We start from the raw sequence: 13519 nt of genomic DNA on the forward strand, positions 1-13519 counted from the left end.
CGCGTCCCTTTACTTAGCTGCGTTGGCGAGCTCGGCAGCCTTGTCGGCGCCCTCGTCCATGGTGGCGGCCAGGGTAACCAGCGGGTGGTTGGCCTCGGTCAGGATGCGGCGGCCTTCCTCAACGTTGTTGCCGTCGAGGCGGACTACCAGCGGCTTGTTCGCGGAGGAACCAAGCTCAGCAAGTGCACCCACGATGCCCTTTGCCACGGCGTCACACGCAGTGATGCCACCGAAGACGTTCACGAACACGCTCTTGACCTGGGAGTCGCCAAGGATGACGTCCAGGCCGTTGGCCATGACCTCGGCGGATGCTCCACCACCGATGTCCAGGAAGTTGGCGGGCTTGACGTTGCCGTGGTTCTCACCGGCGTAAGCGACGACGTCGAGGGTGGACATCACAAGACCGGCGCCGTTGCCGATGATGCCTACTTCGCCGTCCAGCTTGACGTAGTTGAGGTCCTGCGCCTTGGCCTTGGCCTCGAGCGGGTCAGCTGCATCCTTGTCTTCCAACGTGGCGTGGTGCACGTGGCGGAAGTCAGCGTTCTCGTCCAGGGAGACCTTGCCGTCGAGGGCAACGATTTCACCTGCGCCGGTGCGGACCAGCGGGTTGACCTCAACCAGGGTTGCGTCTTCCTTCTTGAAGACGTCCCACAGCTTCAGAATGACGTCGGCCACTTTGCCGCGCAGTTCTTCAGCGAAACCTGCAGCTGCGACGATCTCGTCAGCCTTTGCCTGGTCGATGCCCACAGCGGGGTCGATGGCGATCTTGGCCAGGGCCTCGGGACGCTCGACAGCAAGCTGCTCGATCTCCATGCCGCCTTCTACGGAGCACATGGCCAGGTAGTTGCGGTTGGCGCGGTCCAGGAGGACCGAGAAGTAGAACTCTTCAGCGATGTCGGCGCCCTGGGCGATCATCACCTTGTTGACGGTGTGGCCCTTGATGTCCATGCCCAGGATGTTGGTGGAGTGCTCAAGCGCCTCTTCGGCAGTCTTGGCAACCTTGACGCCGCCAGCCTTGCCGCGGCCACCAACCTTAACCTGTGCCTTGACGACAGTTACGCCGCCGATCTTCTCGGCAGCTGCCTTTGCTTCTTCAGGAGTGTGCGCCACGATGCCGGCGAGCACGGGTACACCGTGCGCTTCGAACATATCGCGCGCCTGATATTCAAACAGGTCCACGGTTTAGTGTCCTTCTACGTCGAAGTAGTTTTCTGTTCAGCCGGGAACCGCGATGACCGCGATAGCCAGCTGCGGAAAGTACGCGGTAACAACCAGGATTGAAGCCGGTCACATTGCGTAAGGTCCTCTCGGAACTTTAGCCCTATGAGGAGTCCCGCCAGCTACACACTACCTGTTAAGTGAGTAACCTTACACTTCTATCGCCTGTAGAAAAACCGCAGAATGACGCGGTTTTTGGGCCTTTGACCGGCCATCAGTCCAGCCTCAGTCCGCCTGTTTCAGGTTCCCCGTAACTGTTTTGCCGCCGTCGGAAATCAACTGGTACCCCTCGGGCGTGACGAAGAAAGCCACGCCACCGGAGACGTTTCCGCAGGCAACACCGCCGTTGTAGGCCGAGCAGCGCAGTCCATTGCGCTCAATGTTCTGCCCATCGGGCAACTCCCGCAGCTTGGAGATGGGGCCATTGCGGCTGCCTTTGGGCCCAAACTCCGACTCCATTTGTGTTACGCCGGAACGACATGAGCCGTAGGCGGCTTTGTCCGGCGAGAGGAGAACCGTGCCGCCGAGGTAGCCCAGGCCCGTTCCGGCGCAGTCGTCGGCGATGTCGGTCAGGTCCGGCTTGGCATACTTCGCCAATTCGCAGTGAGCCACCGGGACGACGGCGAACTTGTTGTTGGCCGCGTCCGAGTAGGAATTGGCCTCGTAGGGCAGGTTGAGGTGTCCACCCTTGGACGATGTCAGGGCGCACACGATGGTTCGGTCCTGGGTGACGAAGGCGGTCACATCCTCGCCTGCGGCCAGGGTGGTCTGTTCTGTGACCGGAACCTGTTTCAGTTGCTCAAGGGGCGCCAAAGGGGCCGGCGGCACGTAGTCCGGATCCTCCGTGGCGAACGAGCACCCCGTGGCCAAAATCAAGAGCACGGCAGCAAGAATCCCCAGAACAGTCCGTCGCATGCCACCAATTATGCCGGTTACCTCACACCGGGCCGTTTCGCCGGCGCCTGAGGCTGTTGATGGCCGTCAGTGCAGCGCCCGCAGCCAGCAGCCCCACGGCAGCCCACAGCGTGGCGTTCAGGCGTCCGGACTCCAGGCCGGTCGCCGCGAGTTCAACGCCGGTAAGGTCAACGCTGGTAGGTTCAGCGCCCGACGCCGGGACCACTGCTCCTGCCGGTGTCACGGCCGCCGGAGGTGCTGGAACTGCCGGCGCCGGCGGGTTCTCCGCGGGTGGCTGTTCGACGACCGGCGGCCGGGTCTCCAGGACGGTCACGACGGTGGAGAAGACCCACTGGTTGTACAGGCCGGAGTCACTGAAGTACACAAAGATCTGGAAAGACCCGGCTCTGGTAGGGGTGCCTTGCAACACACCGTTGGCATCGATGGTGAGCCCGTCCGGTCCCGGATCGTGCCACGACAGGCTACCGGCCATGTGGCGCGGCGTCGCCCACCAAAAACGATATGGGGCCACGCCCCCGGTGACGGTGGCGATCTTCGCAGAATACGGTTCGCCCAAGACGGCCGCCGGAACGGGGAAGCCCGTGGGCTGTGGCCTCGAGGCCCGAACAGTCAACGTGAAATCCGCATCGACAAATTCGTAGGAATCCGAGAACCGCACGGTGAATTTGTACGTTCCCCCGGCAGTCGGGGTGCCGGAAGCAGCGTTCTGCCCCCACGACATCCCCGGCGGAAGAGCACCCGAAACCAAAGCCGTGGTGTATGGCTGGCCACCCACTGTCCAGACCAGGATGCTCTCGCTGTACCAGGCTCCAATGACGCCGTCAGTGAACTTCTCCGAGCCTGTCACGGTTCTGAATTGCGGAGGTACGTAGTCGTAGAAGTCCACCGCGACCTCCTGGACCACGGATTGCGCGGGGTCCGAGGAATCCGTCACCGTGACAGGCATCCGGAAGTAGCCCTCTTGGGTGGGCATGCCGGTGAACCTGAGGCTCGCTGGGTCGAACGTCAGACCGGGCGGGACGTCACTGACAGCCGCGGTGTACGGAGCAGTTCCGCCGGAAATCACCAGCGGCGCATCGTATGCCTTGGTGAGGTATCCCCTGTCCATGTAAGACCGCACAGTCAATGGATCAGCAAGGTCCGCGTCAGCCTGTGCAGGGGGCTCATTCCGCGCCTCCGCGGGGGGATTCGTCGCGGGTTTTGTCGCGGGCGGTTCGGTCACCACTGGTTCGACGACGGCCGGCTGGGTCGCCCCGGAGGTGGCAGTCGGCGTCGGCGTCGGGCTGGCGGTTTCTGCGGCGCTTATTGTCGGCGCTGGAATGGCCGTCGGGCTCGGAATGGCCGTCGGCGTCGGGCTTGCGGTTGCCTCCGGACCGGCAGTTGCCGCGGACTCGCTGGAAGACGCTGACGGCTCCGCATCGGCTGTCCCAGGCGGCGCGAACTGGAGCGCCAAGGCGCTCGCCACGACCCCAACCAGAATCAGCCTCGCGGCCTTAGGAAATAATCGACGTTCTCCAACAAAAGCGCCCACGCGCGTCCTCCCCCACAGGAATGCAACCTTTTTGGCGTTGCAAGGTGGGGCAGCAAACCGACGTCGGCCCCAGTGCAACGCCCGGTCAGTCTAGGCCGGGAAGGTGATCAGGACAATGGGTATGGACCCCTGCGAAGCTTAGGCATCCAGTTTGGTCAGCGGCGCGTAGCGCAACAGCAGGCGCTTCTCGCCGACGTCGAACTTCACCTTGGCCACCGTCTTATCGCCAGCACCTTCGACTCCCAGCACCACACCATTGCCGAAGCTCGTGTGGTTGACCTTATCCCCCACCACCACCGAAATGACTTCCTTCTGCGGCTGCACCCTGTTGCGTGCGACGGCGGCAGGAACGTCGGCGTCGAACCCTGCAGTGGGGCTTGCGGCAGCGCCGCGTGAAGTGCCCGCTCCCCAGAACGACCCGCCATAGCGATTGGAACCGATGGGGGCGCTGCCCCAACCGCCCGCCTGGCGGCTCATGCCTTCGCGCTTCCACTCCACCAGTTCGGAGGGTATTTCCTCGAGGAACTGGCTGGCAGGGTTGTACTGGCTTTGGCCCCACATGCTGCGGACTTCTGAGCGCGTGACGTAGAGGCGTTTGCGGGCGCGGGTGAGGCCCACGTAGGCGAGCCTGCGTTCTTCCGCGAGTTCCTTGGGGTCTGTAGCAGAGCGCTGGTGCGGGAAGATTCCGTGCTCCATGCCGGTCAGGAAGACCACCGGGAACTCCAGTCCCTTGGCGGTATGCAGGGTCATGAGCGTGACCACACCCATGCGCTTTGCCTCAGCCACGGCGGCGTCGATGTCAGCGCCGGGTGCATCCGGAATCTGGTCGGCGTCCGCTACCAGGGAGACCTGCTCCAGGAACTCGCCCAAGGACCCTTCCGGGTTGTCGCGTTCGTACTCACGGACCACGGCCACGAGTTCGGCGAGGTTCTCCACCCGGGATTCATCCTGCGGATCCGTGCTGGCCCGCAGCCCGGCAAGGTATCCCGTCTGTTCCAGGACCGCTTCCAACGCGGCCGCGGCACCGGAGCCTGACGCGACCTCGGCCAGATCATCCATCAGCTTCACGAAGCCGAGGACCAGGTTGACGGAACGGCTGGCCATTCCGGGCGCTTGGTCCGCACGACGGGCGGCAGCCATGAAGGAGGACCGCTCGCGCTCTGCCAAGGCAGCTACGGCGCCTTCCGCCCGGTCACCGATTCCCCGCTTGGGCTCATTGAGGATACGGCGCAGGTTGACGTCGTCATCCGGGTTCACCAGGACACGAAGGTAGGCCAAGGCATCCTTGATTTCCTTGCGCTCATAGAAGCGGGTGCCGCCCACAACTTTGTACGGCAAGCCCACCCGGACCAACACGTCTTCGATGGAACGGGACTGGGCATTGGTGCGGTAGAAAATGGCGACATCGCCCGGACGCAGGCCTTCCTCGTCCTGCAGGCGGTCGATTTCCTTGGCGATGAACTGGGCTTCGTCGTGCTCGTTCTCGCCCACATAGCCAACGATTTTCTCGCCATCGCCCTCGGCAGTCCACAAGCGCTTTTCCTGGCGGTTGGGGTTGCGGGAGATCACCGAGTTGGCCGCGCTGAGGATGTTCTGGGTGGAGCGGTAGTTCTGCTCAAGCTTGATGGTGCGGGCGTTGGGGTAGTCGGCCTCGAACTCCACAATGTTGCGGATGTCCGCGCCGCGGAATGCGTAGATGGACTGATCGGAGTCGCCCACCACAGTCAGTTCGCTGGGTTGGACGCTGGTGTCCGTTCCCACTCCCACGATTTCCCGTACCAGGGCGTATTGGGCGTGGTTGGTGTCCTGGTACTCATCCACCAGGACATGGCGGAAGCGGCGACGGTAGGACTCCGCGAGCGCCGGGAAGGCCCGGAACATGTAGACGGTCTCGGCAATGAGGTCGTCGAAGTCCATGGCGTTGGCTTGGCGGAGGCGCTGCGTGTAGCCCTTGAAAACCTCGGAGACCGCGGTGTCGAAGGGGTCGTTGTAGTTCGCGGTGGAGGCATACGAATCAGCGTCGATCAGCTCATTCTTGAGCGCTGAGATCTTGTGCTGGATGGCCTTGGGCGCGAACTTCTTGGGATCGAGATCCAGGTTCTTGGCCACCAGGGTGATCAGGCGCAGGGAGTCCGCGGAGTCGTAGATGGAGAAGTTCGAGTTCAGGCCCACCGTGGTGGCTTCCCTGCGCAGGATGCGGACACAGGAGGAGTGGAACGTGGAGATCCACATGGCCTTGGCCCGGCCGCCAACCAAGGCTTCGATGCGTTCCCGCATTTCCGCTGCCGCTTTGTTGGTGAAGGTGATGGCCAGGATTTCCCCGTGGTGTGCTCGCTTGGTGGCGATCAGGTAGGCAATCCTGTTACTGAGGACACGGGTTTTGCCCGATCCCGCACCGGCCACGATCAGCAGAGGGCTGCCGGCGTGTTTGACGGCTTCTTCCTGCTGCGGGTTCAGCCCCTGCAGGAGTGCATCGGCAGACGGAAGTCCCGACCCTCCGGAGTTGCCCCATCCTCCCGATGCCGGCCCGTCAGCAGTGTCCGACGACCCGCCACTGCTCCCTTGGAGGCGGGCGCCGGCAGCGCCTCCCCCTGAGTGGGAAAGCTCCGGGGCAGCCTTGACTGCGGCTTTGGTGCCTGCTTTGAAGGGTCCGTCTGCGTAGGGGTCAAACAACATATCCATGGTGCCTACCAGTCTAGGCGGTGGCCCCGACACAATAAGGCGCCGGGTTGCCGGCGGCCGGTCCATCGACGCTTCAAACGCCTCAGCGACTAAGCAAACTGCGGAACCGAGGCCAGCGCCGCGCTCAACTCGCGCACCGCCGTCGGGCCTCCGGCGACGAACCAGTTCAGTCCGTTGACCTTCACGACGGCGGTGTCCCCGCCTGCTGCGCGGACGATCGCTTTTCCGGGCAGCCAGTCCCATTCCGGGCAGCTGTGCTGGAACCAGCAGCCGAGTTCGCCGTCGGCTACGCGGCCGAGGTCGCACGAACCTGAGCCAAACATGCGCAGGGACGCCGCGGTGACCGCAGCGGCGTGCCAAGGCATTGCCGCGCGGGGATCCGCCAGCCAGGTGGGGTGGATGTAGGTGGCCGCACTGATCTCACCCACTGCTCGGTCGCCCGAGCCGGAGATCGGTTCGCCGTTCAACGTCGCGGGGTGTTCTTCGCCGCCGAGCCACAACTTGTCCAGTTCGGGCTGGTAAATGGCACCGAGCAGCACGTCCGGATCGGCAACGGGGTTGGTCCCGTGGTCGGAGCCGTCCCGCTTGAGGGCGATCGCCGAGCACCAATAAGTGGATCCGTGCAGGAAGTTGTAGGTGCCGTCCACGGGGTCGATCACCCAGGTCCGGCCGCTCGTTCCCGCCACGGACGCACCTTCTTCACCGAGGATGCCATCCTCCGGCCGGCAGCGCCGCAACTGTTCCAACACGTAAGCCTCGGCGGCGTGATCGGCTGCAGTGACGACGTCGGACACCGAGGTCTTGCGTTCGCCCTGCAAGCCGCCCATCCGCATGAGCAGCGCCAACTGGCCTGCCTCACGGACCAGCGCGCTGGCCAGTTGGTAGTCATTCAGTGTTGGATCGAGTTCAGTTGCTGTGTGCCTGCCGGTGGTCATGGTTCCAGCTTATGTGGCGGGATAATGAATGACATGGCCAAGACACCAGCCCAGCGCATCAAGAAGCACGGAGCAAAGGCAGTGGTTCCCGATCACACGCTGCCTCCCGTGATCAACACCACCACCCAGCGCACCCCGCAGAAGGCGCAGAGCAACTCCAAGCTCATTGTGATCGCGGGCGTGGTGGCCAGCCTGTTCCTGTTCTGGTACCTGCACCTGCTGACGTTGAACCAGATGACCCAACTTTCAGGCGGCTTGGCTATGCCGGATTCATTGATCGGCGGGTTCTCGCAGGAATACGTCAGCCAGCTCCGCGAGGCCATGGACGAATCCGCGCGCGGCCAACTGAACTACGTGCATAAGACCGCCGGCACCCTGTTTCCCCTGATCTTCGGCTTCAGCTGGCTCCTCCTCATCGGCACCAACGTGGCCCGGAAGTCGTGGCGTTGGGCCATGTGGGCGGCTCCGATGCTGTTCGCCGTGGCTCATCTGTGGTCCAACGTCGCCATCGATTCGATGTTGGCATCCGAGACCCCCGACGCCGGTTCGGTGGCTTTGGCCTCTTCGCTGACCGTTGCGTCGTGGGTACTGTTCCTGGTCAGCCTCGCGTGCGGCGTGCTGGCTGTATTCCTGGGGCGGAAGAGCGCAAAGCCCTCCTGACGCGTAGTCCGAGCGCCCGTACCCGCCCGGCGCACCACTTGTTCGCCGGCACCGCGCCCCAACCCGCCCGCCACACCAGAGCTTATGGGCGCGATCGGCGGCAAAGGGTGCGGGAAGGTCAGGGGGCTTCAGTGCGAACCCACCCGCAAACGTGCAGCTTTCCGTTCAGTGTGCACCCGCTGCGCGATGACCAATCCGGCGGCAGCCAGCCCAATGGTCACCGGATATCCCATGAACCGCTCCAAAAGGCCCGGCAGGGGCACGTCCATTCCGGTGATCCCGCCGATGATGAGCGCTCCAATACACAGCAGGCCGCACACGCCAAGGAACCAACTCATCGGGGTTTGCCGGAACCACAGGATGCCCAACAGCAACAGTGCAAATCCTCCGCCGATGAAAAACATCAGTGCACCCGCAAAATGCCACGGTGAGTCGAGGTCTTCGGGCACCAGGCCAACAATGACGGTTCCGACGCCGGCCACTCCAGTGAGGACACGGATGGCCACAGCCAGGATCCACGGCACGGTCAGCACCCGGGTCCGAACGGCACCGACCCCAGCCCCACCGGCCCCAACCCCACCCACAACAGACCGAAACCTGCGGGCAGCAACACCAGGCTTCGCCGCGACACACAGAAGTCCCGCGGTCAGGAAGAGCGCACCCAGGACCAACGCCAGCCCCTGCACCACGAACGAGGCATTCATCAACATGTGCAACGGCGAGCATACGGCCCGGTCCTCGTAGACACCGCAGGACACTGCTCCGAGGTCGCTGATGTATCCGGTGGCCCGGCTGTAGGGCTCGGGACCGGCCCATGCCTGAATGACGGCGGCCTCGGCCACGAAGTACTGGACGACGCTCAACTGCGCCCACCCGCCGATGTTGGCCCGGATGTTACGGAGGTCGGGAAAGAACGATCCGGCCTGCGCCGGTGCAGTGGAAGGCCCTGTCATGCTCGCCAGCCTAGCGGTGTTCGGGCAGCGCCCCGGCAGCTTGTATGCTTGTAGTCGTGTCCGGGCCCTTGAGCTCCAGCAGTGGGATTCAGAGCCATGGACATACAGGCCCTCGTAGCTCAGTGGATAGAGCACGGCTCTCCTAAAGCCGGTGTCGTTGGTTCGATTCCAATCGAGGGCACTTGAATCACCAGCAACCCACCCAGGACTTGCAGGCCTACCTGGCCGGCAGCTGGAATGTGGAGCGAACCCTCCTGGACCGCGCCTCAGGCACCAGAGGTACCTTTACCGGCGTCGTGCGCTATTCCTTGAATCGCGACGGCGGACTCGACTACCGCGAAGACGGAACCATGCACTGGCCTTCCCACTCCGGCCCGGCTTTCCGCGAGTATGTCCTCACACCAAGGGCCACAGCGGATTCGATGGACGTGTTCTTCCCCGACGGCAGGCCCTTCCACGTCATGAGTTTCTCGGAGCAGGGCCATCAGGACAAGCACTGGTGCGATCCCGACGATTACCGCGTCAGCTACATCTACCGCGGCCCCGATTCGTTCAGCTTCACGTGGGATGTCCACGGTCCGGCGAAGGATCTCCTGCTGGAATCGCACCTGGTCCGCATCGATGCCGGGAGGCAAGGATGACCGCCACAGAGCTGATCATCGTGAGCGCCGTCTGCGTCTACAACCAAGACGGCCAGTTGCTGACCGTCCGGAAGCGCGGCACGGACAAGTTCATGCATCCCGGCGGTAAGCCCGAGCCAGGCGAAACGGCCGCTGAAGCAGCGTCGCGGGAACTGTATGAAGAAGTGGGCATCGAGGTAGCGCCGAACGCGCTCCAGCCGTTGGGCGTCTGGCTCGCGGTCGCTGCCAACGAAGCGGCGACCAACATCGAGGCCACCGTTTTCACAGCACCAGGCACCTGGGAAGCGCACCCCTCAGCGGAGATCGCCGAGATCCGCTGGCTGGACCTCAACGGGCCCTTGCCCAGCGATCTGGCGCCGCTGCTGACGGATCACGTCATCCCGCTGCTCACGTAAAAAGCGTTACAGTTCCGGGACGGCTTCCTGTGCCACCGCCGAGGCCTCCGCGAACTGCGTCTGGTACAGCTCGGCGTAGCGCCCGTCCGCGGCCAGCAGCTCGGTGTGCGTGCCGCGCTCCACGATCCGTCCGTCCTCCACCACCAGGATGGCGTCGGCGGCGCGGATGGTGGACAGCCGGTGTGCAATGACGACGGCGGTACGCCCCTCGAGTGCCTCGCCCAGGGCCGCCTGGACGGCGGCTTCGTTGGTGGAGTCCAGCGCTGCCGTGGCTTCGTCGAGAATCACCACGCGGGGCTGCTTGATGAGCAGGCGGGCGATGGTGAGACGTTGGCGTTCGCCGCCGGAGAGCCGGTAGCCGCGCTCCCCCACCACGGTTTCGAGGCCATCGGGCAGGGACCGGATCATCGGCTCCAGGCGTGCCCGCCGGAGCACATCCCACATGTCGTCTTCGGTGGCATCGGGCCGGGCGAGGCGCAGGTTGGAGGCGATGGTTTCGTGGAACAGGTGCCCGTCCTGGGTCACCATGCCCATGGTGTCCCGGAGGGAATCGAAACTGAGATCGCGAACGTCCACGCCGGATCCTGGCTCTTGTCCGCCAAGGCGCACCGCGCCGGAGTCGACGTCGTACAAGCGTGAGAGCAGTTGGGCCACTGTGGACTTGCCTGCACCGGAGGAACCCACGAGGGCAACAGTCTGTCCAGGTTCAACCCGGAAACTGACCCCGTGCAGGACTTCCTCCCCACCCCGGGTATCCAGGGTGGCAACGTCCTCGAGGGAAGCCAGCGAGACCTTTTCGGCGGAGGGGTAGGAGAACCGGACGTCGTTGAATTCCACGGCCACGGGGCCGGCGGGCACGGAAACTGCGTCAGGCTTCTGCGTGATGAGTGGCTTCAGGTCAAGGATTTCAAAGACCCGCTCGAAACTGACCAAGGCACTCATGATTTCCACACGGGCGTTGGACAGAGCCGTCAGTGGGGCGTAGAGCCGGGTGAGAAGGAGGGCCAGGACCACAACATCGCCCGGGGCAAGCTGCCCGCCAAGCGCCAGCCAACCGCCCAGTCCATAGACCAGGGCCAAGGCGAGCGCGGACACCAGCGTCAGGGCCGTGACGAACGTGAACTGCAGCATTGCAGTGCGGATTCCGATGTCCCGGACCCGGCCGGCCCGGTCAGCGAATTCACGGGATTCCTCGTCCGGGCGCCCAAACAGCTTCACCAACGTGGCGCCCGGGGCAGAGAACCTCTCGGTCATTTGTGTGCCCATGGCGGCGTTGTGCGCGGCCGCTTCACGGCGGAGGTCGGCCAGTTTGGAGCCCATGCGCCGGGCCGGGATCAGGAAGATCGGCAGCAACACCATGGCCAGCACGGTGACCAGCCAGGAGGTGTTCAACATAACCACCAGTGTCAGGGCCAAGGCCACCACGTTGCTGACCACGCCGGACAGCGTGCCGGCGAAGGCGGACTGTGCCCCGATGACATCGTTGTTCAGGCGGCTGACCAAGGCACCGGTCCGCGTCCGGGTGAAGAATGCGATGGGCATGCGCTGCACGTGGTCGAACACGCGGGTGCGGAGGTCCACAATGACGCCCTCGCCAATGATGGAGGACAGCCAGCGGGTCACCAGCCCCACACCGGCCTCGCCCACGGCGACGATGGCGATCAGGACCGCAAGCCAGATGACCGTTCCCACCCCGGCGTTGGCGATGATGGCATCAACCACCTGGCCTGCCAGAACGGGCGTGGCGACAGCCAGGAAAGCACCCGCAATCGAAGCGATCACGAAGGCAATGAGCTTGCCCTTGTGCGGGGCGGCAAAGGCCATGACCCGTTTCAGGGTTTCCTTGGAGAACGGCTTTGATCCGCTCTTGGCAGTGGTGATGTTGTACAGCGAGCTCCAGGCCACGCGGTCCATGCTCATGGTTGCTTCTCCTGGCTGGGGGTGCGGTGCAGTTCCTGGACCTGTCCGTTGTCAAGGTGCCAGCGTGAATCGAGCCTGACGTTTTCCAGCAGCCGGCGATCGTGGGTGACCAGCAGGAGTGCGCCTTCGTAGCTTTCCAGCGCCTCTTCGAGTTGCTCGATCGCCGGGAGGTCCAAGTGGTTGGTGGGCTCGTCCAGCACCAGCAGGTTAACGCCACGGGCCTGCAGCAGCGCCAGGGCCGCGCGCGTCCGCTCCCCTGGGGACAACGAGTCCACCGTGCGCGAGGTGTGGTCGGCCTTCAGCCCGAACTTGGCCAGGAGCGTCCGGACATCAGCGCTGTTCCAGTCCACCAGCACTGCTTCCACGGCGTCACCCAGCGGCTGGCCGCCGTCGAGCAGTCCACGTGCCTGGTCAATTTCGCCGACGGCGACGGAGGCACCCATGGAGGCATCGCCGTCGTCCGGTTCCTGCGTTCCAAGCAACAGGCGGAGCAGCGTCGATTTTCCGGCGCCGTTGGGCCCTGTGATGCCGATGCGTTCACCGCCGTTGAGCTGGAGGTTCACCGGTCCCAGCGTGAAGTCACCTTGGCGCGCGACGACGTCACGCAAGGTGGCGACGACGGCACTTGAGCGGGGTGCCTGGCCGATGCTGAACTGCAACTGCCACTCCTTGCGCGGTTCCTCCACCTCGGTCAGGCGGGCAATGCGCGACTCCATCTGGCGGACTTTCTGGGCTTGCTTCTCCGAGGACTCGCTGCTCGCGGCGCGACGGATTTTGTCATTGTCCGGGTTTTTCTTCATGGCGTTGCGGACACCCTGGGAGCTCCACTCCCGCTGGGTGCGTGCGCGGGAAACGAGGTCTGCTTTGGTGTTGGCGAACTCGTCGTAGCGTTCACGGGCGTGGCGCTTGGCCACGGCGCGCTCTTCGAGGAACGCCTCGTAGCCGCCGTCATATACGGCCACGGAGTTCTGGGCCAGGTCCAGTTCCACCACGGTGGTGACGCAGCGGGCCAGGAACTCGCGGTCGTGGGATACCAGGACAACACCGCCACGAAGGCCTTGGACGAAAGCTTCGAGGCGGGCCAGGCCGTCAAGGTCAAGATCGTTGGTGGGTTCGTCAAGGAGGACTACGTCGAAGCGGCTGAGCAGCAGTGCGGCCAAAGCCACGCGTGCTGCCTGCCCGCCGGAGAGCCCTGTCATGAGGGCGTCGGCGCCCAGTTCCAGACCGAGATCGGACAGCACCGCCGGAATGCGGTCCTCAAGGTCCGCCGCCCCGGAGGCCATCCAGCGGTCGAAGGCCAGGGAGTAGGCGTCATCGGCTCCGGGAGCCCCGGACCCGAGGGCCTCGGCGGTTGTTTCCATCTCCACGGTGGCCTGGGCGCACCCCGTCCGGCGCGCAATGTACGCCGCGATGGTCTCGCCGGCGGTGCGCTCGTGTTCCTGGGGCAACCAGCCCACAAACGCGTCCGACGGCGCCAGGCTGACGCTGCCCGCTTGCGACTGGTCCACGCCGGCAAGGATGCGAAGCAGCGTGGACTTCCCGGCCCCGTTCGCGCCCACGACGCCCACAACATCGCCGGGCGCAACGGTCAGGGAGAGGTCGGAAAAAAGGGTGCGATGGCCGTGGCCACCGGCAAGATCCTTGGCCACCAAGGTTGCTGTCATGTGTC

General features: G+C 64.4%; 11 protein-coding genes and 1 tRNA gene. 4 read left to right on the forward strand and 8 right to left on the reverse strand.

The genetic code is table 11. The annotated features are described in order from the left end of the window. Window positions 1-9: 9 nt before the first annotated feature. The 5 genes from sucC to ACIQLI_RS15930 all read right to left on the reverse strand — a co-directional run bounded on the left by sucC (window position 10) and on the right by ACIQLI_RS15930 (window position 7281). On the reverse strand, window positions 10-1179 hold the full coding sequence (sucC, locus tag ACIQLI_RS15910) for an ADP-forming succinate--CoA ligase subunit beta (RefSeq protein WP_089593935.1): 1170 nt from the start codon (window positions 1177-1179) through the stop codon (window positions 10-12). 264 nt (window positions 1180-1443) lie between these two features. After that, the gene (locus ACIQLI_RS15915) at window positions 1444-2133 is read right to left on the reverse strand and encodes a hypothetical protein (RefSeq protein ID WP_354230932.1); all 690 of its coding nucleotides are present in this window, start codon (window positions 2131-2133) and stop codon (window positions 1444-1446) included. A 22-nt stretch (window positions 2134-2155) separates the two neighbouring features. Further along, the gene (locus ACIQLI_RS15920; protein ID WP_400390183.1) at window positions 2156-3598 is read right to left on the reverse strand and encodes a putative Ig domain-containing protein; all 1443 of its coding nucleotides are present in this window, start codon (window positions 3596-3598) and stop codon (window positions 2156-2158) included. Between the two features lie 204 nt (window positions 3599-3802). After that, entirely contained in the window at window positions 3803-6346 is a 2544-nt protein-coding gene (gene pcrA / locus ACIQLI_RS15925) for a DNA helicase PcrA (protein WP_354230936.1), read from the reverse strand. Between the two features lie 89 nt (window positions 6347-6435). Next, entirely contained in the window at window positions 6436-7281 is an 846-nt protein-coding gene (locus ACIQLI_RS15930) for an inositol monophosphatase family protein (protein WP_354230938.1), read from the reverse strand. A 33-nt stretch (window positions 7282-7314) separates the two neighbouring features. Between ACIQLI_RS15930 and ACIQLI_RS15935 the strand changes: the two genes are divergently transcribed. Beyond that, entirely contained in the window at window positions 7315-7941 is a 627-nt protein-coding gene (locus ACIQLI_RS15935) for a hypothetical protein (protein WP_400390185.1), read from the forward strand. A 128-nt stretch (window positions 7942-8069) separates the two neighbouring features. Here the strand turns inward: ACIQLI_RS15935 and ACIQLI_RS15940 are convergent, their stop codons facing one another. Further along, window positions 8070-8894, reverse strand: a complete 825-nt coding sequence (locus ACIQLI_RS15940; RefSeq protein WP_400390187.1) for a DUF998 domain-containing protein — start codon at window positions 8892-8894, stop codon at window positions 8070-8072. A 108-nt stretch (window positions 8895-9002) separates the two neighbouring features. Between ACIQLI_RS15940 and ACIQLI_RS15945 the strand changes: the two genes are divergently transcribed. From ACIQLI_RS15945 to ACIQLI_RS15955, 3 genes are all read left to right on the forward strand, one after another. Next, window positions 9003-9075 (forward strand) — tRNA-Arg (locus ACIQLI_RS15945). Between the two features lies 1 nt (window position 9076). Next, window positions 9077-9535 (forward strand): DUF6314 family protein, encoded by a 459-nt coding sequence (locus ACIQLI_RS15950; protein WP_400390189.1) that lies wholly within the window; start codon window positions 9077-9079, stop codon window positions 9533-9535. After that, window positions 9532-9930 (forward strand): NUDIX domain-containing protein, encoded by a 399-nt coding sequence (locus tag ACIQLI_RS15955; protein ID WP_400390191.1) that lies wholly within the window; start codon window positions 9532-9534, stop codon window positions 9928-9930. The genes ACIQLI_RS15950 and ACIQLI_RS15955 overlap by 4 nt, the downstream gene beginning before the upstream one ends. A 6-nt stretch (window positions 9931-9936) precedes the next feature. On the opposite strand, the gene ACIQLI_RS15960 is transcribed toward ACIQLI_RS15955, so the two are convergent. Together ACIQLI_RS15960 and ACIQLI_RS15965 are read right to left on the reverse strand one after the other, a co-directional pair. Then, window positions 9937-11850 (reverse strand): ABC transporter ATP-binding protein, encoded by a 1914-nt coding sequence (locus tag ACIQLI_RS15960; protein WP_400390193.1) that lies wholly within the window; start codon window positions 11848-11850, stop codon window positions 9937-9939. Beyond that, window positions 11847-13514: an ABC-F family ATP-binding cassette domain-containing protein gene (locus ACIQLI_RS15965; RefSeq protein ID WP_400390194.1), complete on the reverse strand. Its 1668-nt coding sequence runs from the start codon at window positions 13512-13514 to the stop codon at window positions 11847-11849. The genes ACIQLI_RS15960 and ACIQLI_RS15965 overlap by 4 nt, the downstream gene beginning before the upstream one ends. Window positions 13515-13519: the final 5 nt, after the last annotated feature.

Origin of the sequence: Paenarthrobacter sp. NPDC091669, from assembly GCF_044756725.1 — a bacterium.
Lineage (GTDB): Bacteria > Actinomycetota > Actinomycetes > Actinomycetales > Micrococcaceae > Arthrobacter > Arthrobacter bambusae_C.